The organism is Acinetobacter albensis (assembly GCF_900095025.1).
Classification (GTDB): Bacteria; Pseudomonadota; Gammaproteobacteria; order Pseudomonadales; family Moraxellaceae; genus Acinetobacter; species Acinetobacter albensis.
On record NZ_FMBK01000006.1, the window covers coordinates 113,941 to 140,372 of the forward strand.

22 protein-coding genes are annotated in these 26,432 nt (G+C 38.3%); 9 read left to right on the forward strand and 13 right to left on the reverse strand.

The genetic code is table 11. From position 1 onward, the window contains the following. Nucleotides 1-8: 8 nt before the first annotated feature. Nucleotides 9-1,364, reverse strand: a complete 1,356-nt coding sequence (locus GA0116959_RS06280) for an amino acid permease (RefSeq protein ID WP_053579769.1) — start codon at nucleotides 1,362-1,364, stop codon at nucleotides 9-11. A gap of 318 nt (nucleotides 1,365-1,682) precedes the next feature. Between GA0116959_RS06280 and prpF the strand changes: the two genes are divergently transcribed. Together prpF and GA0116959_RS06290 are read left to right on the forward strand one after the other, a co-directional pair. Next, nucleotides 1,683-2,876, forward strand: coding sequence for a 2-methylaconitate cis-trans isomerase PrpF (gene prpF, locus GA0116959_RS06285; protein ID WP_092719537.1), 1,194 nt, complete (start codon nucleotides 1,683-1,685; stop codon nucleotides 2,874-2,876). 136 nt (nucleotides 2,877-3,012) lie between these two features. After that, on the forward strand, nucleotides 3,013-3,936 hold the full coding sequence (locus GA0116959_RS06290) for a polyprenyl synthetase family protein (RefSeq protein ID WP_425304202.1): 924 nt from the start codon (nucleotides 3,013-3,015) through the stop codon (nucleotides 3,934-3,936). A 67-nt stretch (nucleotides 3,937-4,003) separates the two neighbouring features. Here the strand turns inward: GA0116959_RS06290 and putP are convergent, their stop codons facing one another. From putP to GA0116959_RS06315, 5 genes are all read right to left on the reverse strand, one after another. Continuing rightward, nucleotides 4,004-5,494, reverse strand: a complete 1,491-nt coding sequence (putP, locus tag GA0116959_RS06295) for a sodium/proline symporter PutP (RefSeq protein ID WP_092719539.1) — start codon at nucleotides 5,492-5,494, stop codon at nucleotides 4,004-4,006. Nucleotides 5,495-5,675: 181 nt separating this feature from the next. Beyond that, on the reverse strand, nucleotides 5,676-6,530 hold the full coding sequence (locus GA0116959_RS06300; RefSeq protein ID WP_053579772.1) for an SPFH domain-containing protein: 855 nt from the start codon (nucleotides 6,528-6,530) through the stop codon (nucleotides 5,676-5,678). A 14-nt stretch (nucleotides 6,531-6,544) separates the two neighbouring features. Further along, nucleotides 6,545-7,018 (reverse strand): NfeD family protein, encoded by a 474-nt coding sequence (locus tag GA0116959_RS06305; protein ID WP_092719542.1) that lies wholly within the window; start codon nucleotides 7,016-7,018, stop codon nucleotides 6,545-6,547. Between the two features lie 100 nt (nucleotides 7,019-7,118). After that, entirely contained in the window at nucleotides 7,119-8,036 is a 918-nt protein-coding gene (locus tag GA0116959_RS06310; protein ID WP_092719701.1) for a patatin-like phospholipase family protein, read from the reverse strand. A 72-nt stretch (nucleotides 8,037-8,108) separates the two neighbouring features. Beyond that, on the reverse strand, nucleotides 8,109-8,729 hold the full coding sequence (locus GA0116959_RS06315; protein WP_092719545.1) for a 1-acyl-sn-glycerol-3-phosphate acyltransferase: 621 nt from the start codon (nucleotides 8,727-8,729) through the stop codon (nucleotides 8,109-8,111). Nucleotides 8,730-8,876: 147 nt separating this feature from the next. On the opposite strand from GA0116959_RS06315, the gene GA0116959_RS06320 reads away from it, so the two are divergent. The 5 genes from GA0116959_RS06320 to GA0116959_RS06340 all read left to right on the forward strand — a co-directional run bounded on the left by GA0116959_RS06320 (nucleotide 8,877) and on the right by GA0116959_RS06340 (nucleotide 15,172). Further along, complete coding sequence (locus tag GA0116959_RS06320) at nucleotides 8,877-10,142, forward strand: MFS transporter (protein ID WP_213030762.1); 1,266 nt, start codon at nucleotides 8,877-8,879, stop codon at nucleotides 10,140-10,142. Nucleotides 10,143-10,266: 124 nt separating this feature from the next. After that, entirely contained in the window at nucleotides 10,267-11,373 is a 1,107-nt protein-coding gene (locus tag GA0116959_RS06325) for a porin (RefSeq protein WP_092719548.1), read from the forward strand. Between the two features lie 118 nt (nucleotides 11,374-11,491). Then, nucleotides 11,492-13,159 carry a phosphoethanolamine transferase gene (locus GA0116959_RS06330; protein ID WP_092719551.1) on the forward strand — a complete coding sequence of 556 codons (1,668 nt, stop codon included), beginning with the start codon at nucleotides 11,492-11,494 and terminating at the stop codon, nucleotides 13,157-13,159. A gap of 9 nt (nucleotides 13,160-13,168) precedes the next feature. After that, complete coding sequence (locus GA0116959_RS06335) at nucleotides 13,169-13,846, forward strand: response regulator transcription factor (RefSeq protein ID WP_092719554.1); 678 nt, start codon at nucleotides 13,169-13,171, stop codon at nucleotides 13,844-13,846. Between the two features lie 12 nt (nucleotides 13,847-13,858). Continuing rightward, the gene (locus GA0116959_RS06340; protein WP_092719556.1) at nucleotides 13,859-15,172 is read left to right on the forward strand and encodes a sensor histidine kinase; all 1,314 of its coding nucleotides are present in this window, start codon (nucleotides 13,859-13,861) and stop codon (nucleotides 15,170-15,172) included. A 14-nt stretch (nucleotides 15,173-15,186) separates the two neighbouring features. On the opposite strand, the gene GA0116959_RS06345 is transcribed toward GA0116959_RS06340, so the two are convergent. The 7 genes from GA0116959_RS06345 to GA0116959_RS06375 form a co-directional block, all read right to left on the reverse strand. Next, nucleotides 15,187-15,873 (reverse strand): phosphatase PAP2 family protein, encoded by a 687-nt coding sequence (locus GA0116959_RS06345; protein WP_092719559.1) that lies wholly within the window; start codon nucleotides 15,871-15,873, stop codon nucleotides 15,187-15,189. Between the two features lie 201 nt (nucleotides 15,874-16,074). Further along, complete coding sequence (locus GA0116959_RS06350; protein WP_053579779.1) at nucleotides 16,075-17,262, reverse strand: ammonium transporter; 1,188 nt, start codon at nucleotides 17,260-17,262, stop codon at nucleotides 16,075-16,077. 617 nt (nucleotides 17,263-17,879) lie between these two features. Next, nucleotides 17,880-18,605, reverse strand: a complete 726-nt coding sequence (locus GA0116959_RS06355; protein ID WP_171256877.1) for an amino acid ABC transporter ATP-binding protein — start codon at nucleotides 18,603-18,605, stop codon at nucleotides 17,880-17,882. Nucleotides 18,606-18,619: 14 nt separating this feature from the next. Continuing rightward, on the reverse strand, nucleotides 18,620-19,303 hold the full coding sequence (locus GA0116959_RS06360) for an ABC transporter permease subunit (RefSeq protein ID WP_092719564.1): 684 nt from the start codon (nucleotides 19,301-19,303) through the stop codon (nucleotides 18,620-18,622). After that, nucleotides 19,303-20,046 carry an amino acid ABC transporter permease gene (locus tag GA0116959_RS06365; protein ID WP_053579782.1) on the reverse strand — a complete coding sequence of 248 codons (744 nt, stop codon included), beginning with the start codon at nucleotides 20,044-20,046 and terminating at the stop codon, nucleotides 19,303-19,305. Before GA0116959_RS06365 ends, GA0116959_RS06360 begins: the two co-directional genes overlap by 1 nt. A gap of 64 nt (nucleotides 20,047-20,110) precedes the next feature. Beyond that, complete coding sequence (locus GA0116959_RS06370; RefSeq protein WP_092719567.1) at nucleotides 20,111-21,052, reverse strand: transporter substrate-binding domain-containing protein; 942 nt, start codon at nucleotides 21,050-21,052, stop codon at nucleotides 20,111-20,113. Between the two features lie 371 nt (nucleotides 21,053-21,423). Next, a complete protein-coding gene (locus GA0116959_RS06375; RefSeq protein ID WP_092719570.1) occupies nucleotides 21,424-22,101 on the reverse strand; it encodes a DUF421 domain-containing protein in 678 nt (225 codons plus the stop codon). A gap of 334 nt (nucleotides 22,102-22,435) precedes the next feature. Between GA0116959_RS06375 and GA0116959_RS06380 the strand changes: the two genes are divergently transcribed. Both GA0116959_RS06380 and GA0116959_RS06385 read left to right on the forward strand, forming a co-directional pair. Beyond that, complete coding sequence (locus tag GA0116959_RS06380; RefSeq protein ID WP_092719707.1) at nucleotides 22,436-23,497, forward strand: coiled-coil domain-containing protein; 1,062 nt, start codon at nucleotides 22,436-22,438, stop codon at nucleotides 23,495-23,497. A 105-nt stretch (nucleotides 23,498-23,602) separates the two neighbouring features. Then, the gene (locus GA0116959_RS06385; protein ID WP_092719573.1) at nucleotides 23,603-26,428 is read left to right on the forward strand and encodes an HD domain-containing protein; all 2,826 of its coding nucleotides are present in this window, start codon (nucleotides 23,603-23,605) and stop codon (nucleotides 26,426-26,428) included. The last annotated feature ends 4 nt before the right edge of the window (nucleotides 26,429-26,432 follow it).

Sequence of the window (26,432 nt, forward strand, 5' to 3'; positions counted from 1 at the left end):
CATTTTGCTTAAGATTTATTCAACTTCATTATTTTAAACAAGCCTAACATTACGACAATCCAGATTGGAATCATTAGTACTGACTCTTTAAAGCCTTGCATCCACATAATATAAAGTACGGTTGCAATAAAAATCAGCACTACATAATTACTGATTGGTGCCCAAAGTGCAGGGAACTTGGTTTGAATCGCCGCTTGTTTAATCGCTTGTCTAAATTTCAAATGTGTCAAGGTAATCATGGCCCAGTTCAGTACCAATGCACCCACCACCACATACATCAAATGGCTTAAAGCATCTTCTGGAACAAAATAGTTTAATAGAACACAACCAAAAATTAATAAAGCCGAGAATAAAACTGCTGGAATTGGTACACCTTGTTTATTTACCTGCGTAAATACTTTGGGTGCATTGCCTTGTTGCGCCAAGCCAAACAGCATACGGCTATTGGCATACATACCACTGTTATAAACAGATAAGGCCGCAGTTAAAATAATAAAATTCAATAAATGTGCTGCCCAGCCAATACCGAGTTGACTGAAAATCATCACAAATGGACTTTTATCTAAACCACCCAAATCAAGCTGATTCCACGGAACCAATGCCAAAAGAATGGTCAGTGAACCGATATAAAACAGCAAAATACGAAACACCACTTGGTTAATCGCTTTCGGAATAGTTTTTTCAGGATCTTTGGCCTCTGCTGCAGCCATCCCAATCAACTCAATTCCCCCAAATGCGAACATCAGGAAGGCCAGCATATAAAATAACCCTTCAAAGCCATTCGGGAAGAATCCACCATGTGCCCAAAGATTACTAAATGAAGAGGTTGAGTTGGCATCAGCGGTAAGCAATAAATACAAACCGAACACAATCATAGAAACAATTGCTGTGACTTTAATAATGGAAAGCCAGAACTCTGATTCTCCGTAAAATTTCACATTGCCAAGATTGACCAAAGTAATCACAACGAAAAAGAAAAATACCGATGCCCATGCAGGAATATGCGGCCACCAATAGTTGATATATTTAGCGACGGCTGTCAGCTCGGTCATTGCCACTAAAATATATAAAATCCAATAATTCCAACCTGCTAAAAAGCCTGGAAATTTTCCCCAATATTTAAAAGCAAAATGACTGAATGATCCTGCAACAGGCTCATGTACAATCATTTCACCCAGTTGACGCATGATTAAAAATGCAATCAAACCACCAATGGCATAACCCAAAATGATGGAAGGACCTGCAGATTGAATCACCTGTGCGGAACCTAAGAATAAGCCTGTACCAATTGCGCCGCCCATGGCGATGAGTTGGATATGACGGTTCTTTAAGCCACGCTGAAGTGTAGACGACTCGTTGTTCAAAGTACTCAGCCCGACAATGGATAAGTCGATGATTGTAATAGATTGATTTGTATTAGCCTAGTACAACCCTGCGATGTAAATGATGAACTACACCTTAGCAGTATATAATTTGATAGAATTAACAGTTGAATCAATAGATTAATTTTATTGATCATCTGACTTGTAAGTTATAAAGACTTTTTTCTGCGCCTGAGTGAGCGATTTTTTTTATACTTAAGTCGTGAAGTGAATGTTTTGACTCAAAAAACAGTATGATCAATGAAGCCAACATTCAGCCGATGTTGTTTAAAACAATGATAAGCAGGAAGGATCAATAAAATGAGTTTTGCTCCACAAATTAAAATTCCAGCAACGTATATGCGCGGTGGAACCAGTAAAGGTGTGTTCTTTAAACTGGATGATTTACCATCTGCCGCACAACAGGCCGGAGCTATTCGAGATCAATTGTTATTGCGTGTGATTGGTAGTCCAGATCCCTACGGTAAACAAATTGATGGCATGGGTGGAGCAAGTTCAAGTACCAGTAAAACAGTGATCTTAGCTAAAAGTTCACAGCCCAATCATGATGTAGATTATTTATTTGGTCAGGTGGCGATTGATCGTGCTTTTGTAGACTGGAGTGGAAATTGTGGCAACTTAACTGCGGCGGTTGGGGCATTTGCGATTTCAAATGGCTTGGTCAATGCAGAGCGCATTCCTGAAAATGGGTTATGTACAGTCCGAATCTGGCAAGCCAATATTCAAAAAACAATTATTGCGCATGTTCCGATGAGTCACGGGCAGGTACAGGAAACAGGTGACTTTGAACTTGATGGTGTGACTTTTCCCGCAGCAGAAGTTCAAATTGAATTCCTTGATCCAGCCGATGATGGTGAGGATGGCAGTGCCATGTTCCCCACTGGAAATGTAGTCGATACTTTTAATGTGCCCAATATTGGCACTTTCCAAGCCACTTTTATTAATGCGGGCATTCCGACTATTTTTCTAAATGCAGAAGAAATTGGCTATACTGGAACAGAATTACAAGATGTGATTAATGGAAATGCTGAAGCATTGGCACGTTTTGAAACCATTCGTGCGTATGGTGCAAAACAGATGGGTTTAATCGAAGATATTTCCGAAGCCGAGAAACGCCAACACACGCCAAAAATCGCTTTTGTAGCAAAACCAAAAACCTACATTTCTTCAAGTGGTAAGCAAATTCAAACTGAAGATGTCGATTTGCTGGTTCGTGCCCTCTCAATGGGCAAACTGCATCATGCCATGATGGGTACAGCTGCAGTGGCGATTGGTACAGCTGCAGCTATTCCAGGTACACTGGTAAATTTAGCCGCGGGTGGGGGAGTCCGTGAAGCGGTACGTTTCGGCCATCCTTCAGGTACATTACGTGTTGGTGCACAAGCGGTTCAAGAAAGTGGACAATGGCAAGTTAAAAAAGCAGTCATGAGTCGTAGCGCACGTGTGTTGATGGAAGGTTGGGTACGCATTCCTGAAGAAAGTCTGAACGCATAAACGTGATAGAGAATTTTGTAAGAAACCAGTATCATGAGTCATAAGTTCTCTGTTAGTCACCAGCAGAATAATGCAGATGAAATTCAGCTCATTGAGCAGTATTTCTGTTGGTTTATATCTCTAATCACCAAGTAAAATGTTCGAGGCGAATGTGTCATCTTTAACTGACCTACCTGCTCATGTATTAACTGAAGCACAGCAACGTATTCAACAGGATTTATTGACGGCATTAGAGGCATTTTCTATTCCAGAACCACTGAAAAGTGCGGTACATCATACAGTGATGTTAGGCGGTAAGCGTGTACGTCCAGCACTATGTTATGCCACGGCTGCAATCCAGCAAAATCCGAATTTTGCCGCAGTACGGCGTGCGGCAGTTGCAATTGAAATGATTCATTGCTATTCGTTGGCACATGATGATTTACCGTGTATGGATAATGATTTGCTGCGTCGTGGTCAACCGACTTGTCATGTGGCTTTTGGTGAAGACACTGCCTTGTTGGCGGGTGATATTTTACAGTCAATGGCTTTTGAAATATTAGGCAGTCGTTTGTTTGATCAAGGCCCTATGGTTGATCCATCGATTGTTCTCAAACAGATGCAAATTTTGGCAACGGCCAGTTCAAAAATGGTCTGTGGTCAAGTGTTAGATTTACAGGCAGAAGGCAAACAGATAGATCGACAAGCTTTAGAAAATATTCATCAGAATAAGACGGGTGCACTTATTTCTGCGGCAGTCATGATGGCAGCGGTTACAGTATTTAAAGGAACCGATCCCGCGATTCCGAAACTGAGAGAATATGCGCAAACTATTGGTTTGGCATTTCAGGTTCAAGATGACATTCTAGATATTATTTCAGATACAGCTGTCTTGGGCAAAACCGCAGGCAAAGATCAACAAGTGGAAAAATCTACTTATCCTGCATTAATGGGATTAGAGCAAGCCAAAATGTATGCGCAAGAGTTGCATCATCAAGCCATGGCTGCTTTATCATCTTTCAATGATCAAGCGCAGCAGCTGAGTCAGATTACTCAGTTTTTACTAGCGCGTAAAAGTTAAACATACATGTGCAATAAAAAAAAGAGGACATTAAGTCCTCTTTTTATGCGCTTATTCTAAGATCAAGCTATTGAGCATCTTTGTATAAGCGATCACCTTCGTCGAAACGCGTTGTGATCTCCTCAGATGGTACTTTACCCAATAGGCTCACTACAACAATGGCAATAAGCGAACAAATGAAGCCTGGCACAATTTCATACAACTCCGTTGCACTAAAGAAATTTTTCCAAACAATCACCATAATCGCCCCCACAATCATCCCTGCAAGTGCGCCATTTAAGGTCATGCGGCGCCAAAATAAAGATAAAATAATCAGTGGGCCAAATGCTGCACCAAAACCTGCCCAAGCATATGAAACCAAGCCCAATACTTTCGATTCAGGATTACCGGCCATCCAAATTGCAAGCATGGCTATGAGTAACACCATTAAACGACCAATCCAGACCAATTCCTTTTGTGAAGCATTTTTGCGTAAAAATGATTTATAAAAATCTTCGGTTAAGGTACTTGAACAGACCAAAAGTTGACAGCTTAACGTACTCATGACAGCAGCTAAAATGGCCGCCAATACAATCCCTGCAATCCATGGATTAAATAGGATTTTAGTCAGTTCCATAAACACTGTTTCAGGGTTGGCATTGACCACACTGGCGAGCTCTGGATGCTGTTGGAAATAGGCAATTCCAAAGAAACCTGCAGCAACAGCTCCACCCAAGCAAAGAATCATCCAAGTCATGCCAATACGACGTGCATTTGGGATTGATTTAACCGAATCTGCTGCCATAAAGCGAACCAGAATATGCGGTTGACCAAAATAGCCTAAGCCCCAAGCCAATAATGAAATAATCGCAACCACACTTAAATCGCCTATGACATCTGTTGCTTGCGGACGAGCTGCCTCAAGCGCTAAGGTCATTTGATTGATATCTGCAAAGCTTAACACCACCACCACAGGGGTGAGCAACAAAGCAAAAATCATCAGACCTGCTTGAATGGTATCTGTCCAACTGACTGCCAAAAAACCGCCAATAAAAACATAACTAATGGTTGCAATCGCACTGACCCAAAGAGCAGTGCTGTATGACATATCAAACATGCTTTCAAATAAACGTGCGCCTGCAACCATGCCTGAAGCACAATAAATTGCAAAGAAAATGAGGATGATAAAAGCAGATGCGATACGTAATATTTTCTTTTGATCATTAAAACGATTGGAAAAATAATCGGGTAAGGTCAGAGCATTGTGTTGCACTTCAGTATGTACCCGCAAACGTCCAGCGACCAATAACCAGTTTAGCCATGCCCCAATAATGAGGCCAATAGCAATCCACATTTCAGATAGACCTGAAAGATAGATTGCGCCTGGAAGCCCCATAAGCAACCAGCCACTCATATCTGAAGCACCGGCAGAGAGCGCTGTGACAAAACTACCTAAGCGTCGACCTCCCAAAATATAATCAGAGAAATTGGCGGTCGCACGATAGGCCATTAAACCAATGACAATCATGGCGACGATATAAAAAAGAAAGGTAATTAAGGTCGGATTTAGGGAGCTCATACAGTATCCATTTACACGGTGGACAGTAGATCGAAATATAGGGCTTAAAAACTGGCACCTATAATTTCAAAAAAATAACGCGAAATTTAAGCATAATTTCGCAAGGATTGCAGAGTTTTTCGTATTTCAAATAACAATAGACAGCAAAAGCTGTCTATTGAGTACCAATAATTTGGAAGTATTATGGATTACGACCCATCACACCACGAATGGTATTCATGATGTCGGCAGGTAATACCACCGTTTTAGCATTATTGGATTTGGCCATTTCTTGCATGGCTTTCACATATTGCTCACCGAGCAAGTACGCAACAGGAACTTCTTTATCACCGACCGCAGAAGTAATCATTTCAATGGCACGTTGTGATGATTCTGCCAAAACCACTTGAGCTTCAGCATCACGACGTGACGCTTCTAAACGACCATCTGCTTCTAAAATAGCGGCTTGTTTTTCACCATCTGCACGGGTAACTGTGGCACGACGCTGACGCTCAGCGGCAGCTTGTGCTTCCATGGCAGATTGCATAGTACTAGAGGGTTGAATATCTTGGATTTCTACTGTTTTTAAGGTAATACCCCAATCAGAAATATCATCAGAAATAGCTGCTTTTAGTTTGGCTTTAATATGATCACGTGAAGACAAGGCATCATCTAAATCCATTTCACCGACAATTGAACGCAATGAAGTTTGAACCAAATTTTGAATCGCCCATGTATAATTTTCAATACCATAGACTGCTTTTTCTGGCGTCGTGATATTGATATATGCCATGGCATTCATCAGTAAAACAGCGTTATCACGAGTAATCACTTCCTGAGATGGAATATCCATTACAATATCTTTGGTCGTGACTTTATAAGCCACTTCATCGACATAAGGGATGACAAAGTTTAGACCCGGTGTAAGGGTGGTATGGTATTTACCCAAGCGTTGAACAATCCATTTGTATCCTTGCGGAACAATACGAACCCCTTTGAAAATGGTCACGCCAGCAAAAGCCAACAAGGCTAAAACAATAATAAAACCACCAGACATACTCTTTCCTCGCTTTATAAATTTTCGTTATTTGAATTATGTGGTTTAACCACAAGCTCATTGCCTAAAATATCGATTACGCGTACACGATCTCCAACACGAACAGGCTCTAAGCTACGACAATTCCACTCATCTGAGCCTAAAACAGGCATCGGAAAACGTACCGTGGTTAGGTCATGTTCCAGATGAATTTTAATGACCATCCCGACTTGACCGATGGTGGCCTCGCGCGATAAACCTGCTTTGGTTTTGTCGGTCGAAAGTGGCTTAATAAATTTAAACCACAGTAACGTGCACAAAATCGATAAAATAATCCAAGTGACTATTTGGGTGGTAAACCCCATCATTGGAAACAGCCAAAATAAAATACCCACCATGATGGCTGCGATGCCAAACCACAGTGCGGCAAAAGCGGGCAGTACCAATTCTGAGAGAATCAGTAAAATACCCAATACAAACCAATGCCAAGGTTCGAAAGCAAATTCCATACATCTACTCGTGTATTGTAAAAAAATTGATATAGATCAAAAAATGTCTATATCAATTTAGCAGATATATAAGTCTTTGAATATTAAAAAAGCATAATTTTTAGATTTTAGCTTTGGGTGCAGGTTTGAACGCCGCAGGAGACTTTTTAAAATCAGTAATGATTTTTTCGATGGCGCGAATTTTGAGTTGAGCTGCTTTTTCGCCTTCTAAAATGGATTGATTACTGGCTTTTAAATCTAAGGTTCCTAAATGCCCCACTTTAGGTTGAATCACAATCGTTGCTTGTCCAAGCTCTTCGTTAATACTTTGTTGTCCCATAATATTAATGGTTTGATCGAGTAAGCCCCACATGTTGAGTGGTTTATCCCCAACAGGTCGTGCAGAAATATCCACGGCAATGACAATATCCGCCCCCATGGCTTTGGCTGTTTTGACTGGAATAGGGCTAATTAATCCACCATCGACATATTTTGTTCCACCAATCAGCGCTGGTACAAAAACATTGGGAATACTGCATGAAGCACGTACTGCTTGTCCTGCATTGCCCTTTATAAATTCAGCTTTTCGACCATTGTCTAAACGGGTAGCGACTGCAGCAAAACGAATGGGAAATTTTTCAATGGGTTTATTTGCCACATGTGCGTTGACATAGTTTTGCAGTTTTTGACCTTGCACAAAGCCTTGACTGTTCAAGGTTAAATCACGAATGTCAGACTCTTTTAAAGTCAGCGCAATTTGTTGAAGTTGAAAAGGTGATTTACCGCTGGCATAAATACTACCGACAAAACTACCAGCACTGGTACCGGTCACAATTTTGGGTTTAATACCATGCGATTCTAGAACTTTGAGCACTCCAATATGTGCAAAACCTTTGGCGCCACCGCCACCCAAAGCAATTGCAATGATAGGTTCACGTGCTTTAATGGTGGTGATTTGGGTCGGTGTTTTAGTGGCTTTATCACAGCCAATAAGACCCAAACCAAGTAGGCTAATTAAACAATATCGTGCAAGTTTCATATTAAAATTGAAGATTAAATAGACAAAAAAAGTTGCGCACATGACAGCAGATTATGAGAGTGATGACCAGTCTTATTTCAGACGCTTTTGTAACGGTTCTGCTAACCAGTCAGGATTTTTGGGAGAAAATTTTCCAATATAGCGATTTAAAATATAATCTAAGTCGTGTTCGTACTGCCCCGTCGGATGAAATACGCCTAAGCAATGAATTGTTTTATCATCATAATCGAAAGAGAACATCACAATAGGAATATGAGCGCCTAAAGCAATTTGATAAAAACCACTTTTAATGTTTTGCGCATGCTTGCGTGTACCTTCAGGCGCCATGCCTATCCAAATTTGATCCTGCGTATCAATAAAATGAATGATTTGCTGTGTTAAACCCTGTTTTTGATTGCGTTGCACTGGAATCACCCCAATCCATTCTAGTAACGGTTTTAATGGTGTCTTAAACAGTGTATGTTTGCCAAAAATGGTCATTTTAAGGCCAACACCCAACAGTGCTGTAAAGCCATACCACGCATCAAGATTGGAAGTATGTGGAGAAATGATAGCGACAGCTTTGGGTAAGTCAGGAAGTTGACCTTCAAAGCGCCAGCCTTGAGTCAGAAAAATATGCTTAAAAAGCATTTGGCTGAAGCAATGACCACGACTCGGCACCTGTTTTGGCAAGATCGGAAAATTTTTATTCATGCTCAGTTATCCATAACATTACCAAGAATAGACTGCATTTTAAATATGTTAAGCTTTAGTAAAATAAGAGGCATTGGCAAAAGATAGGCTGCAATTGAGTGTGCATGAGCATAATCGCCAATGTTGTTTTGACCTTCAAGGTAGCTGATGCCAAAAATACGTAATCTCTATTTTTTATTGTTTTCGCTTTATTGGGCGCAAGGCTTACCTGTAGGTTTTATGACCCATGCTTTACCTGTGATTTTAAGAGCGCAGGGCGTGTCATTGGCTCATATTGGTGGCTTTGGCTTACTGATGTTGCCTTGGTCAATTAAAATTTTTTGGGCACCTTGGGTCGACCGTTTTGGATATTCAGCTTTGGGGCATTATCGAAGCTGGATTATTCCGACTCAATTTTTAAGTATGCTGACTTTGGTTGTTCTATCTTTTTTGCCGATACAGGCTTTAAACCAACCTGAATATTTATGGGTATTTTTTATTGTTTTACTCAGTATGAATCTGGTCGGTGCAACCCAAGATATTGCTACGGATGGTTTAGCGGTCAGTATTCTTAAAAATCAGCAACAACATTGGGGCAATACCTTTCAGGTGGTGGGTTCACGTTTAGGTTTTATTGTGGGTGGTGGTGCTGTGTTGTGGGCATTAGATCGCTTTGATTGGCAAATCACATTTTTGGTTTTAGCTGGGCTGGTTTTCTTGAATACCTTGCCCATTTTATATTTTAAAGAACCTAGCCAACCCCCAAATACTCAAAATCCTTCTGATCAAGAGTTATTTAGTTGGCACAAGGTCAAAGATTATTTAGCCTATTTTTATCAGACGCCACATCTGGCTTCATGGTTAATGGTTTTAATCAGCTTTAAAATTGCAGATGGTTTAGCTGGCCCTTTATTGAAACCTTTCATGATCGATGCGGGTCTTAGCTTTGCACAAATTGGAATTTATATCAGTATTTTGGGAGCACTTGCAGCTTTGCTGGGTGCAGGACTTGCAGGTTTGTGTTTGAAGTATTTTTCACGTGGCAATATGCTTTTAAGCTTTTCGCTGTTAAAAATTTTGAGCTTGATGGCCTACACATGGTTGGCACAACAATATGAATCAGGGCAGTCCATCCAACCTTGGGTTATCTATAGTATAAATGCCTTTGAAGACATGATTTCTGCCATGCTGTTAGTGGTGATGTTGACTTTAATTATGCAATATAGCCGCAGAGCATGGGCAGGCACTGATTTCACTTTTCAGGTGGCATTATTGGCTACGGTAAGCGGTGGTTTATATAGTTTGAGTGGAATAATGGGGGATATTTTAGGCTATGCTCAATATTTGGGTATCATCACTTTAATTGCTGTGCTGTGTTTAATTCCAATCTTTAAATGGCAGAGCCTCATGGATCACTCGTCCAAAGCTGATTAATTCAATTCAATATAGATTTAAAACCTAAACATAAAAAAAGATAAGCACATAAAAATTAAATCATTTTTTAAAATATTTCCAAACAGTAACATCTGCTACAGGTTTACTTCGGGGATATTTATAAATGAAAACCAAAATTGTAACAGCGCTTTTTTTAAGCGTATGGGCAGGGTCAACTTTTGCTGCACCGACGCTTTATGGGGAAATTGATGCCACTCTGGATTATCTGCCAGAAGACAATGCAACGCAGTCTGACCGTGATGTCTGGGAAATCAGTTCTAATAGTTCTTTTATTGGGGTGAAAGGAGAAGAAAAGCTCACAGATCGACTTAATGCGATTTATAGCATTGAGTGGGCATTTAATGCAGATGGGGAAGGCAGTGATTGGGCGAAACGCAACCGTTTTGTGGGTTTGAAAGATACCCAGTTGGGGACTCTAAAAGTCGGTGCACATGACACACCATTAAAACAGTTGTCGAGTTCGGTGGATACTTTTAATAATTATGTTGCAAACAAAGCCGATATTGCAGGAATTTTTACTGGTGAAAACCGACCTGCAAATGTTGTGGTTTATGAGTCACCTGCTATTTTAGTGCCTACAGGTGCAATTAAAGTGAACGCTTTGTTGGCGACAGGTGAAGGCAGTGCTATTAAATCGGACAATGGTGTGGTTAAAACTGCGGGTCGGGGTTTAGGGGATGCATGGTCAGCCTCAGTGGTATACGACAGCCCTGTTTTTGTGGCAGGTCTGGCTTATGACAAAGCCATTCCAAGCAACTTTGTTGGGCGAGGTTTTGTGAATGCTTCTGAGCCAGAAGTCACAGGCGGTTCATTGTTTGCAGCAGCCAATACAATTCGTGCAATTGGTCGAGCGAATTTAGCCAATGGGGTAGCACTTAAAGCGTTGTATCAAACCTCAGAAGTACAAGATGCCGAAGGCAATGCAGTGGGTTCAGAATTTATTGATGATGCGCAAGGCTGGTTAGTGGGCGCTGAGTATAATATTGCCACAGCTAAAGCGTGGACGATAAAAGGACAATATAGCCAAAATACCACCAGTTTTATCAATGGATCAGCTGATCTAGAAGCCAAACAAATTTTTGCAGGTTTAGATTATGCCTTCACGAAACAAGTGAAAGCCTATGGTTATGCAGGTTATTTAACCTTAGAACGGGGGAATGCAGAAACCAAGCAACCTGTAGCAGGAACAGGTTTAGAATTTAAATTCTAATGCAAGCCTGTTAAACATTGATTTAAAAGCGATGGTGACATCGCTTTTTTTATTTAAGTGAGTTTTAAGTTTAAAATTTTACATTGCAGCATCAGTATAAAAGATTAGCGATAAAATAATGCTCGATGCAATCCTCCAATTTCGGAATAAAATTCATCCGATTTCGTTAAACCAATTTAATTTAGTGCTGGCCATTTGGCTGGGCGTAGTTTTGAATTTGAGTTTTTTTCAACAGATTCATCACCTCACACCTTATCAAGGCATGAAAGCCTATTTATTTTTAGCTGCAACCGTAGTGGTTATCATCGCGGCGTACTATTTTATTTTTCAGCTATTAAATTGGAACTGGACAGCGAAACCGATTGCGATTGTCTTGCTATTTATTGGTGGCTTTGCGGCTTATGCAGTCAATTCTTTGGGCGTGCTGATTACGCCAGATCAAATTCAAAATTTGATGCAAACAGATCTGGCCGAGGCACGTGATACTTGGTCATGGCGTTTGGTCGGGTGGACAATCGTCATTACCTTATTGCCAATTATTGCGACTTTAATGGTCAAAATTAAGTCAGAGCCTGTGATTCGCCAAATGTGGAAAAAAATACTGACTTCGGTACTTTCTTTGGCTATGGTGGCTGGACTGTTGTTTGTATTTTATGTCGATTTTGCTGCAATATTTCGTGAACATCATGATTTAAAAAGCATGATTTCACCGCAAAATATGATTTCTTCTTTCACGTCATATTATAAAAATAAAACCCCAAAGCAAAATTTACCTTTAATTGTGTATGGTGAGGATGCACATTTAATTCAACAAGTCGCAGCACCGAATAAACCGAAATTGATGGTTTTGGTGGTAGGAGAAACGGCCCGTGCTGAAAGTTTTTCTTTAAACGGTTATGCTAAAAATACCAATCCTGAATTATCAAAACTTAATATTATCAATTTTAATCAGGTCAGTTCATGTGGAACAGCCACAGCAGTTTCAGTGCCTTGCATGTTTTCTGGCATGACGCGTAAAGACTATGATGAACAACTTGCAAGTCATCGCGAAGGATTGCTCGATATTGCACAGCGTGCAGGCTATAAAGTCACTTGGATTGATAATAATTCAGGTTGTAAGGGAACGTGTAATCGAGTGGAACAATATCAAATTCCACAGGCTATTCAGGATAAATGGTGTACAAAAGCAGGTGAATGTCAGGATGAAATTTTAATCGACAGCTTAAAAGCCTATCTTGCAGGGCTTGCGATTACAGATACAACGCCACGTCTCATTGTATTACATCAAATGGGCAGTCATGGGCCAGCTTACTATCAACGCTCAACCGTGGCATTCCAATCTTTTAAACCGAGTTGTGATACTAATGCGATTCAAGGTTGTAGCCGCACAGAGTTATTAAATAGTTATGACAATACAATTGTGTATACCGACCATGTATTAAGTTCACTCATTCAAGAATTAAAAACCCATACGCATTATCAAACAGGCTTTTGGTATTTGTCTGATCATGGTGAATCGACAGGGGAGAGTGGTATGTATTTGCACGGTGCACCCTATGCGATTGCGCCGAGTCAGCAAACACATATTCCCATGCTGATGTGGTTTTCAAATGATTGGCGCAAACACAATGCTGCACAAATCACTTGCTTAGCCCAACAAAAAAGCAAAGAATTGAGCCAAGATAATATGTTCCCCAGTTTGCTTAGTTTGTTAGATATAAAAACCCAAGTCATTCATAAACAAAATGATATGTTGCAACAATGTGAAACCCAAGAAAAAGTGTGAGTTTAAAGCATGACTAAAATATTAATGATTGAAGATGATTTTATGATTGCTGAATCCAGCATGACACTACTGAAATATCAACAATTTGACGTGCAATGGGTCAATAATGGAATTGATGGCTTAAAAAAACTGGCTGAAGAAAAATTTGATATCGTGTTACTCGATTTAGGCTTGCCGCTGCTGGATGGGATGCAAGTATTAAAGAAAATTCGGTTGCAATCAGCAACTTTACCTGTGCTGATTATTTCTGCGCGTGATCAACTGCAAAACAGGGTCGAGGGATTAAATCAGGGCGCCGATGATTATTTAATTAAACCTTATGAGTTTGATGAACTGGTTGCACGGATTCATGCATTATTACGTCGTAGTGGCAGTGACGTGATTCTGCAAGAGAGCGCAAAAATTTTACACTATGCGGACTTGACCTTAGATGTAGAGCAGCATATTGCTCAGTTCAAAGGACAATACCTAGATTTGTCTAATCGAGAATGGGCAATTTTGACACCTTTAGTCAGCCATCCCAACAAGATTTTTTCTAAAGCCAATTTAGAAGATAAGTTATATGACCTAGACAGTGAAATTAACAGCAATACCATTGAAGTTTATATCCATCATTTACGCGCTAAACTGGGGAAAGATTTTATTCGTACAATTCGCGGATTAGGTTATCGTCTTGGACAACAATAGGACAATGGATTGGTGCAGACACAATATTCATTAAAAAAACGCCTGATTATTTATATTTCTATTTTTAGTATTGCTTTGGGCTGTCTACTGGTTTTTTCTGCTTATCGGATTGCGCTAGAAGAAATTAATGAAGTTTTAGATGCTCAAATGAAAAATTTGGCAGAACGTATTGCTTTACACGACCCAGAACCAGTAAAAAGTCAGTTTGACCAAATGCGGCATTATCATGAAGAAGATTTGTTTGTCGATGTTTGGTCGTATCATGAAGAAGATCATAGCCAGCATCATTTAAATTTATTGGTGCATCCTGTACAAAAAGCCGGTTTTTATACGCATAAAACTGCAAATGGCGTTTGGCATACCTACATTCTACCTTTAAAAGATTATCAGGTTCAGATCAGCCAGCAGCAGAGCACGCGTCAGCATTTGGCTTTGGAGCTGGCAGGCAGCATGTTTATTCCTTATTTGCTGTTCATGCCTTTTGTGATTTGGGGATTAAGTTGGATTATTGGTCGTAGTTTACAACCACTCGATGATTTTAAAACTGAATTGGCCCAGCGTGATTCACATGAGTTAAGCCCAATTCAAATCAGTCATTATCCTGTGGAAATTGCACCGACGATTCGGGAAATGAATTTTCTGTTTGAACGTATTTTAAATGCACAACAAGAACAGCGACAGTTTATCGCAGATGCAGCACATGAATTGCGCACGCCCATTACTGCTTTAAATTTACAAATGCAAATTTTATTAAAGCAATTTCCAGAAGCACAAGATTTACAAAATTTGAGTAAGGGTTTAATTCGGATTCAGCATTTGGTCAGTCAGTTACTCAGTTTGGCAAAACAAGATGCCTCTATTTTGGAATTAGAAACAAAACAGCCCTGTTCGCTGCATCATGTCGCGCTCAATTGCGTAGAACAACTGATTCACTTGGCGATGCAGAAAGAAATTGATTTGGGTATGGAGCGTCAAGAGGAAATTTTTTTGCTTTGTCCAGAATCGGCGGTACATTCCATTCTTTTTAATTTGATTGATAATGCGATTAAATACACCCCCAAGCAGGGCATGATCAATGTTTCTGTTTTTGAGCAAGAGGGAGTGGCAGTTTTGCTAGTCGAAGACAATGGACCAGGCATTGCACCAGAACTGTATGAGAAAATTCTCAAACGTTTTTATCGTGTCCATCATCATTTAGAAATTGGAAGTGGACTGGGGCTTTCAATTGTAGATAAAGCAGTAGAACGCTTAGGTGGTCAAATTTCTTTTACACGCAGTGAGACGTTGGGTGGATTACAAGTGCGTGTTAGCTTACCTATGCAGTAAATTCAGATTCGCATTTATGGGGTTTTATTCGGATCTAAACTGAATTTTTTATAATTAAAAATATAAAAAACAACGTTTATGAGCCAAATAATCCAAGCGGTCCATAAGTTGTGACTCAGGAAATGTGCCCCGCGCATCATTTGTGCCCAACCCAAGGCAAAACCTAAAATCACAGCAGAAATGAGATAAAAATAAGCACGCTTTTGATTGGAGTCTCGGAACACAAAATAGCCTACCATCATTGCGAAACCTGTAGCAGCGTGTCCACCGGGGAAACAATGCCCCTTGGTCGCTGAAAAATCCCAAAAAAAACCTTGTGGTGTCGGAATAGTGATATTCCAAGGACAGGCATGAGCAGATTGTGATTTGAGTAAGCCAATCATTGAGGTGGACAGAATCACCATGCCAAAGAAATAACCGTATCGCCAACGGTTTGGTTTCAACGTACTGAATTTAAAAGAACCCAGCCATAGGATTAAAAAGCTGACATAGATCAAGATAATGAAGTTTTTAATATAGCGATGATTAAGTTCAGCCAAATACCAGTTATCGCGAAGTATAAATTGTCCTGAGGGGCTAATCCATGGATCGATTAAGATCAAATCAAGCATTCCCCCTATAGGAAAACCAATCCAAAGCACACAAAAACTGACGATCAGAAAGCAGCCTTGATAGAGAATAATGCGTTGTTGGTCATGCATATAAAAGTTCAATAGATTTTATTTTGGCTATTACAGCAACATAAACTTAATTTCGCCTTAAGACAGAGTGAAGAATTTTTTAAGCTGATTAATTTCAGAATTCTAGCTTAGGTTGCTCATGCTATTGATATTCTGTATCGAGATTGATTTAAAAATAAAAAAAGCGACTTTGATTCGCCGCTTTAAAATTTCAGAACATCATTAAAAAATAGCATCTTCCGAATTTGCTGAGATTTTATGGATGGATAAATCTGCGCCATTGAATTCATCTTCTTGCGATAAACGAATGCCTATGGTGTATTTAAGTACGCCATAAACCAAAAAGCCGCCTGCAAGTGCGATTGATATCGCGAGTAAGGTACCGATGATTTGAGAAATCATGGAAACTCCACCTAAACCGCCCAACCAAGATTGCCCAAAAAGACCCACTGCCAAACCACCGAAGGTTCCACAGATGCCATGTAGTGGCCAAACGCCTAAGACATCATCTACTTTGAGTTTATTTTGGGTATAGGTAAACAGTTTGACAAACATAATACCTGCTATCGATCCAATGACTAAAGCACCCAAAGGATGTACCACATCTGAACCTGCACAAATAGCGACTAAACCTGCCAAAGGACCATTATGTAAAAAGCCTGGGTCATTTCTACCCGCAAAATTTGCCGCAATGGTTCCACCCACCATGGCCATAAGAGAGTTAATAGCGACCAGTCCAGAAATAGCCTCTAAACGTTGTGCGCTCATGACATTAAAACCAAACCAACCCACAATTAAAATCCAAGAACCTAATGCCAGAAATGGAATAGAAGAGGGGGGATGAGCACTTACACGCCCATCCTTTTTGTAACGACCATGACGTGCGCCGAGTAAGATTACTGCAGCAAATGCGATCCAGCCCCCCATAGCATGTACCACAATAGAACCCGCAAAATCATGAAAATTGGCACCGAATGTCTGAGCTAACCATGCTTGTAGACCTAAGTTGCCATTCCATGCAATTCCTTCAAAAAAAGGATAGATCAAGGCAACCAACAGTAAAGTGGCAATGGCTTGCGAACGCATTTTAGCCCGTTCGGCGATACCACCCGAAATAATGGCAGGAATGGCAGCGGCAAAGGTCAACAAGAAGAAACAGCGCATCAGGTTGTAGCCATGATCTGTAACTAAAGTTGCACCAGAATGGAAAAAATGTTGCCCATAGGCAATGTAATAACCCACAAAAAAGTAAGCCATGGCAGAAAGAGCAAAGTCCGTCAAAATTTTACTGAGGGCATTGACTTGATTTTTATGTCTAACGGTCCCCAATTCCAAAAATGCAAAACCTGCATGCATGGCCAATACTAAAATCGCACCAAGAAGGAGAAAGAGTAAATCTATGTTTTGCATTTTATGGCTCCATTTTAGTGCTTAAATCACAAAAAGGTAATCAGTATACTCATATGATTATTTTCGGGAAGAGATTTGGAAAAGGGAAATTTTGATTAAATAGGGCTAAAAAATAATAAGCCTCGATATAAAGCAAAGCTATGCACTATGATGGAATCCACGCACTATTTTAGAACATCTTGCAGATCGGTGCTTTATTTTATCTTGTTGAATAATATATATAAATTATATTCAATCCATTCAGTCAAAGAATAAATCATTCAAAATTTAATCAAAAATGAGATAAACATTCTATCGGAAAAGTTAAAAATAATAGAAAAAACCAATTCTAGATCTTCTAGTGCAGCTTATTTTAATTTTTAAGGACCAGTGGAGATGCATCTTTACATGACAATCGCTTGCTGCTGTGTAGATTTGATAAAACTAATATTTGAGATGATGAATTATAAGTTTTAGATAACCCTTTAATAAGAATGAGTGAGTTTTAATCGTGCAATACAATTAGGCAATTAACACGGCAGTTTAATTCACCGAGTTATGAATTGTATCTCTCAATAAAATAAATAAGGCAACAAAAAGCAGATCGATTGATCTGCTTTTTTTGCTATGTGCAAAGTTTAATGCAAAATTTTATCTAGGAATTGCTGAGCACGTTCACCGCGCTTTGTATTAAAGAATTCATCTTTAGTACAGTCTTCAACAATTTTACCTTGGTCCATGAAAATCACCCGATTGGCAACTTGACGTGCAAAGCCCATTTCGTGGGTTACACACATCATCGTCATGCCTTCTTTGGCTAAACCGACCATAACATCAAGTACTTCTGTAATCATTTCAGGATCAAGCGCAGAAGTAGGTTCGTCAAATAACATTGCGATGGGATCCATGCTTAAAGCACGGGCAATTGCCACACGTTGTTGTTGACCACCTGAAAGTTGAGCAGGGAATTTATCTGCTTGAGCACTGAGGCCAACACGATCTAAGTAGGCCAATCCTTTTTTCTTAGCTTCTGCTTCAGAACGTCCTAAAACTTTAATTTGGGCAATGGTTAAGTTTTCAGTAATGGTGAGGTGAGGAAATAATTCAAAATGCTGAAATACCATTCCCACTCGGCTACGTAATTGGTTTAAGTTGGTTTTTGGGTCTTTAATGGCAATGCTATTGACCAAAATATTGCCTTGCTGGAAAGCCTCTAAGCCATTCACGGTCTTAATCAGAGTCGATTTACCTGAACCCGAGGGACCACAAACTACAACGACTTCGCCTTGACAAATTTGCGTGCTGCAATCGGTCAGTACTTGAAATTTATCGTACCATTTACTCACGTTCTGAATGTCGATCATCACTTTGGTATCATTCATACACGTAACCTTCTTTGTAATTTTTTAACGGCATAAGTAGCCAAAAGACTAATGGTGAAATACACCAAACCTGCAAATAGAATATATTGCGTGAGTAGCGACATGAGGTCACCGCGCACATAGGTGGTTCTGAAAAAGTCCAGTAGCCCAATGGCATACACCATAGTTGAATCTTGAAACAAAATAATCGTTTGTTGTAACAGCAACGGTGTCATTTTGCGAAAAGCTTGAGGCAAAATAATGAGTCGCATGGATTGCCCATAACTCATCCCTAAAGCTGAAGCCGCGGCAGATTGTCCTCTTGGAATAGACTGAATGCCTGCACGTACAATTTCAGAGAAATAAGCCGCTTCAAATAGCATAAAGGCCACAATACTGGAAACCAAAGCCGTATCAATGGTCAGATAATTCCCTGTGACTGCGGTATAAATGAAGGGCACTGCAAAATAGAACCACATCAATACCAATAGCAATGGAATAGAGCGAAACAAGTTGACATAAGCTTGTGCTATGACATTTAAAACTTTAATGGAAGATAAACGCATTAAAGCCAAAATGGTGCCAATGAAAATACCGCCTACTGTTGCAATACACACGACTTTCAAAGTAATACTAAAGCCATGCCACAAAGCAGGTCCAGACAGTTGTAAGTCATTTAAAAATGCAGAGAGCCATTCCATTATTTACCTCCTGCAATTAAACCGGGAACGTGTAAGCGTTTTTCTAACAGGTTCATCGCCGAAATGAGGCAGACATTAATCACCACAAAAATAATGGTCACGATAGTATAAATTTCGATCGTGTTTTGGGTATATTCACTAATGGTTTTCATTTGCGAAATAATTTCTGCAACCCCTACGAGGGAAGCAACCGAGGTATTTTTGACACAGTTGGTTAATTCTGAACTGAGTGGCGGTAAAATAGTACGAAATGATTGCGGTAAAACCACATAACGATAGAGTTGAGCTGTGCTGAACCCCATGGCATAACCTGCATTGATTTGACCAGTAGGTAAGGCTTCAATCCCTGTTCGTACTTGTTCACAGACTCGAGCTGCGGTGAACAAACCCAAACCGACACTGGCAGAAATGATGGCTGTGGTATTGGCACTTAAATCATTAATCCACCAGTCACGAATGCCTGAAGGTAAAAAATTAGGTACCACATAAAACCAGATAAACAATTGAATCAGCAGCGGGATATTACGGAAGATAGTGACATAAGCTGTACCGATGGTTCGAGCAGTTTTATTGGGCAAGGTACGCATAATGCCTAAAATACTGCCCAGTACCATGGCAATGGTCCATGCAACAAGTGCAATTACCAATAACCAGCCAAGTCCAATAAATACCCAATGCAAATAAGTGCTATCACCGACACCGGTGGTTTGCCACAAGACACCCCAGTTCCAAGTATAATTCATAGTGTCTCCACCAAAGCTACAGGTTAAACATCCATTTCAACCTGTGCTTCTATGTTTTTAGAGTTTATTGATCGCGATCGTGTGGTGTTGCAATTAACGCTTTAAGTTGATCTGACATTGGGAAATTCAAATTGATATTTTTCGGTGGAATGGGTTGTTGGAACCATTTTTGATACATTTTATTAATCTCACCCGAGCCATAGGTGGTTTTAATGGCATCATTAACGACTTGTTTAAAGCCAGCATCGCCTTTACGCAACATACAACCATAAATTTCATGGATAGGTGCAGTCCCTACAATTTCCCATTTGTTTGGATCAGATGCTTTAGATTTTTCGCCCGCAAGTAAAATGTCATCCATCATAAAGGCCGCTGCACGTCCATTTTGCAGCATTAAGAAAGATTCAGCATGATCTTTGGATGAAATAATTTCACCAATACCCAGTTCTTTTTGGTGTTGACGGATATAACGTTCAGACGTTGTACCTGCGGTGGTCACCAATTTTTTGCCTTTTAAATCAGCAAAATCTTTTACACCCGAATCTTTTGCAGTGAGTAAACGTGAACCGACTTCAAAGAAACCTAAAGAAAAATCGACCTGTTGCTGACGTTCTTTGTTGTTGGTGGTCGAACCACACTCTAAATCGACTGTACCATTTGAAACCAACGGAATACGATTTTGGCTGGTGACTAAGTTATAACGCACTTTTAAGTCGGGCATATTCAATTTTTGTTTGACTGCATCTACCACTTTAAGTTGCAAATCATGCGCATAACCTACAGGTTGATTTGGATTATCTGCAATGTAGGAAAATGGAATAGAAGAATCACGATAGCCCAAGACAATAGTGCCAGATTTTTTAATTTTATCGAGGGTACCAGAGGTACTTGCGTCTCCAGCCGGTTTTTCACCCGATGCTGGTGCTTTATTATCGCTACAGGCACTTAAACCCAAGATAAGCGCACTGGTAAAAAGTAAAGAGGTCATACTGCGTTTAGGTGACATATTAAAAACTCCTTGTCTATTATTGAGCATCATTTGCTTAAATTTTAGGCTGATTATTCATTAATCATGCAGTGGTAACAAATGAACTTTTTGTCACATTTTTTTGTCCTAAGTCTCATATTAATCGAGTTTGGTCTTTAAGCTCAAGCAAGATTTTTTACCATTTTGTTAAGAGTAAATGTTTATGATTTATAGACTTTTTGTGACAATTGAAGTTCTGAAAATAGAGCATAATCTATGCCAAAATCAACTTAAATCGATTTTTATTAGACTATAGGATAAGGTTTATTTCACTTTAAGCGCGAGCGTTAAAATATGCGTTTAAAATTAAACGCAATAAAGTAAAAAACTAGATCATGAGGCACCATTACTCAATTTGTTCTTTTTGTATTCAAGGCTTTTGTCCATTCACAGCATTTACAACGTATGCATTGTTGTTGTGCATTGCTCAGCATGTCGACAAAACCGCAATAAATACAGGCGTAATGGGTTTCTGGGAGAACCTGTTTAACCACTTGGCAGGCTTTGGGGAAAAGGGGAAGTCCATATTTGACTTGGTCTGCTTCGTAAAAAAGAATACTAAATTTACCATCCGTTTCTAACAGCGCCGTTCTGATCTGTCCTAAATGTTCAGTATTTTGCTGACGCATTTCTGCAAAGAATTCATCGTGTGAGTATTTCCCTTTTTTAATATCTTCCAACACCATCATGCCATCCTCCACAATATACAGCGATTGTCCTTCTAAAATATCTTCAAACCATTGATATTTCATCATTAACCATGTGGTTAAACGATACATCAGAATAATGACCGACATCACCAATACGGCTTGTATCAGCGGAATTTCTTTGGTAAACATTGGATCGCCTGCGATAGATCCCAAAGCCAGAATAATGGTAATTTCAAAAACAGAAAGTTGACGTACACCACGTTTACCCGTAAGCCGTAAAAATAAAACAATCATCATAAACATGATGACGCAGCGAATTAAAATTTCTGCTGCAAAAGTCCAAGTGGTGTCATGAATAAATAATTCTAGCCAATCCATATATTTCTCAATCCTGATGCTTAGCGACTAATTTAACAGGACTTTTTGTAATGAAGTTTTATTGTTTGTCAGTGAAATTTGTCTTGTGATGTGAAGTTAAAACAAGGAAAGGATTTTTAAATTGATCAAGCCTGAAGTTCTAAAACGTTTTTTATCATTTTAAATGACTCAATTCATGTGATCCATCATTTTTAAATCATTAGGCAGAGAAATGGTTATGCAATTCTTCCACATATATCATTTCATCACGCACTCCAGAAACCTGAGCTGAAACTGTTCACTGTTATTGAAGTATGATTATTGCTATAGTTTTTCTTTTGCTTTTATGTTCATTATGTCGTTCGATTTAAAACTCAGTGTACAGCAAGAGTCGCAAAATTTATCACCACAACAAAAAAAGCTAAATCGGCTGATTGAGCAAATTGAACAGCAAAAAATACAACTGGCAGCGTGGCAAAAAGCTCAAGCCGAAATTCAGCAACAGGCACGTAAAACCCTTGTTCCCATCTATACCGAACTGCATGACATACTGTTTCAGCAGCTTGAACAGTTATGGAACAGCTTACAGCGCTATGATTTTTCGAAAGCGGATATTGCGCAGTTGGATGATAAAATCCAAAATCTCGCTGCAATCTTAAAAAGTTCCCAAGTGCTTTCAGAACAGCAAAAGCTGAAAGTCGCTCAAATTGATCACTTTTACCAACAACATGCAGAACATACTCAAGCTAAAAAGCACAAGAAAAAGCCAACGATTGAAAGTCATGATCCGACAGAAACCTATGATCAGCACTTAAATCATGAACAAGCAGAAGTTGATTTAGATGGCTATGAATATGATACGCAGCAATATGAAGTAGAACGTGAACAGCACAGGTTAAATAGACAAAAACAAAAACGTGAGCAAGCGCAAAAAATGGCCGAGCAATCACTCAAAACGGTTTATCTTAAAATTGCCTCGATTATTCACCCTGACCGTGAGAAAGATGAAAGCAAAAAAATTGAAAAAACGGAGATGCTGCAACATGCCAATGCAGCTTATGAGAAGCAGGATTTATTTTATTTACTCAAACTGCAAATACAAGTTGAGCAGAATAGGGGGGAAGCTCAAAAAGGTTTGAGTAATGAGCAACTGAAGTTTTATAAACTGGCTTTAGATGCGCAAAAACAGCAATTAGACAGTCAAATTGATGACATTATTGAATCGTTAAATTGGACGAAACAAGAAAAATCAAAAGTTAAAAATTTTTCAAATCCACTTCAAATTACGGATATGTATAAAAAATTAGAAGCGGATTGTGCTGAATTAAAACAGCAAGTGAAATGGGAAAAAGAGGGGTTGAAGTATATCAGTCGGGTGAAAGGCTTAGAGATGTTGTTGGAGAATGGGGCGCTGTAATTTTTTAAATCAATGAAAATATTTTACAAGTAGAATTTATAATATATAACCAACTGATTATGGTGATATTCTAAGAAATATACTAGAAATATTAATGAGGGGAAGATGGGAAATTATTCAAATATTACAATTGAAGATGATCAGTTTTATAGTTTAGAAAAGCATTTTGAAATTGCTTGTAACCGCCATCCCCATTTAAAACTTTTAGAGTCTCAATGGCGTTTTGATCAAGAGTTAATTAGTAAAGCTCTACAAAATATCAATACAATTTTTCCTCATTATAGTAGACACGATGCTTCACACTCAAAGCAAATAATTGTAAATATTGAGCGAATGCTTGGAGATAAAATCAAGTATTTAAGTGCAACCGATACTTGGCTAATACTTGAAGCAGCATATAATCATGATATTGGAATGGTTATAACTCAAAAACAAATTGAGGATATGAATTCTTTAGAATTTGCAGAATATGTAAGAACTTTAAAAGATGATAAGGAACATGAGTTACATAGCTTCGCAAAAAAGTGGTTAAAAGAAAAAGCAATATTACCCCAAAAAGCTAAAGCTCACTCATTTTTTCATAATTATATTCAATTGCTTGCTGAATGGTATAGACGAAAACATCCTATAAATTCAGCTAAGATTGTACGAAATCCACTACAAGAAATCGGTTTGGATTCTCCTCGGAATGAACTATTACCAGATCGATTATTTAGGGTCGTAGCTGATATATGTCGTGCACATGGTGGTAGCTTTGAAGATGTTATGAAGTTACCCAAAGCTGAGGCAGGCATGGCATCAGAGGATTGTCATCCAAGATATGTAGCTTGTTTAATAAGGATGGGTGATTTATTAGATGTAGACGATAACCGTTTTTGTCCTGTAATGATGAATATGTGTGGTAGTAATATGCCACATTTAAGTAAGACACATAATGAAAAGCACCAATCCGTCCGACATTTGCGTCTTGATTCAGAGAGAATAGAAGTCGATTCTGTATGTCCTAATCCAGATGCTTATGAGGTTACACATGACTGGTTCAATTGGCTACAACAGGAATATCATAATCAAACTCAAAAATGGGATCAAATTGTTCCTTGTAAAGAGTTAGGTAGATTACCAACATTAACTACCCCTAAAGTTGATATAGAAGAACCATATTTAATTTTAGAAAAAGGGAAGAAGCCTAATTTTAAAGTTAATCATGATGCAGTTTTAGGCATATTACGTAGCACAGGATTATATACATCTAAAATAGATAGTATTCGTGAAATACTGCAAAATGGTGTAGATGCAACTCTACAAAGAATTTGGTTTGAAGATTCAAAAGTTGTTGATGATGCAAAGAGTCCTTTGGATATAACAATTCAAGATTTATATGATAAATATCCTATTGATATTAAATTTGAACAAAAAAGTGATGAAATATGGGCTTTAGAAATTACCGATCGTGGAGTCGGTATTGATTTTGAAACTCTTAAATTTATGCTTGAAGTTGGTGGTTCAAGAAAGAACAAAAATAAAATAAAAATGATAAAAGATATGCCTAAATGGTTTAGACCATCAGGTATGTTTGGTATAGGTTTGCAAAGTGCTTATTTATTAAGTGATAAGTTTACAATTATATCTAAATCAATACATAGTAATGAGGTTTTGAAGATAAACTTTAATAAAGAAAAAGGAACTGTAATTATAAAAAAAGTCAGTGGAAATATTTTTTATGATTTTGGCACTAAATTTATTGTAGATTTAAGAATTAAAGACTTTCCTGAGCGTATTTCTCTGGGATGGGGTGAAAGTGAAATAAAAAGAAAACTTAATGACTATGATTTTACTAAGTCAGGGTCAAATCTAAAAGATTATGAGGTACTCAATATAAAAAATAATATTATTAATTTTTTTTATGAAAGTCCAATTGGTAGTAATTTTCTAAATATAAAAAGAACTGAAAAAAACTATTATTATGATTGTAAAACAATGATTATGCTTTCTGAAATAAAATTCGGAGATTTTTCTTATAGTAATTTTAATACTTACTTTAGAGGTCAAGAATTTAAAGATTTAAATTCAAGTAATGTTCTAAATTTTTGTGTAGGTAGTATTAATTTTTATGGTGAAAGGGCAGATGAATTTTTAACGTATAATCGAGAGAAGATTTTAATTGAGGCAAAGTCTGGTGCCCTGAAAAATATAAAAATTGCAATTAAAAATTATATTCGAGAAAAATATGATGCTATTCCTGACATTGAAAAACCATATGCTTCTGCTTGTTATATTGGATTGTGTCGTCTCGATGAAATTGAGGATAATATTTTAAAAGGTTTAGATGAGCTAGAGATTATTTTAGATACAGATAAAATTAAGTTTAAAAAATTGATTGATAAAATTAAAAATGAAAAAATTAAAGAGATTATTATAAGTAATAATACGACTTTAGCTGATAATGGCTTAATGAAAAATAAATCGAAAGATGATATTTTGAATCTTCTTCTTTTTTTTATTACAAAGCAGGATATTTATTATCAGGTTGATTATTTAGATTTGTCTGTGAGGAGGTATAAATTTTTTTCTCAAGATATTCAGCCTATATCAGATGATTATTTCAAGAAAATTTTAAATTTTAATATTAGTAATAGTTTTTATGCAATAGGATGTCGTAAAATTTTCCCAGCTTGGGGGGAATTCAGGGATTTAAGCTTTAGTGCAAAAATACAATGGCCTGATCGTTTTCACTATCAAGACAGCCGCGGTGATTTATTAGTTTTGCCTTACTTATTTAATAAGAATTTATCTTTGGAAGATAGATTTGATAATAGTAACGAATTCGTAGAATGGATATTTAATAATAGAAAAAATAAAGTAGTAACTTTAGATGAAATACGTATTTTAAATTCTAAATTAATAGATAGATTAAAAAGTATCATGGAATAAAAAA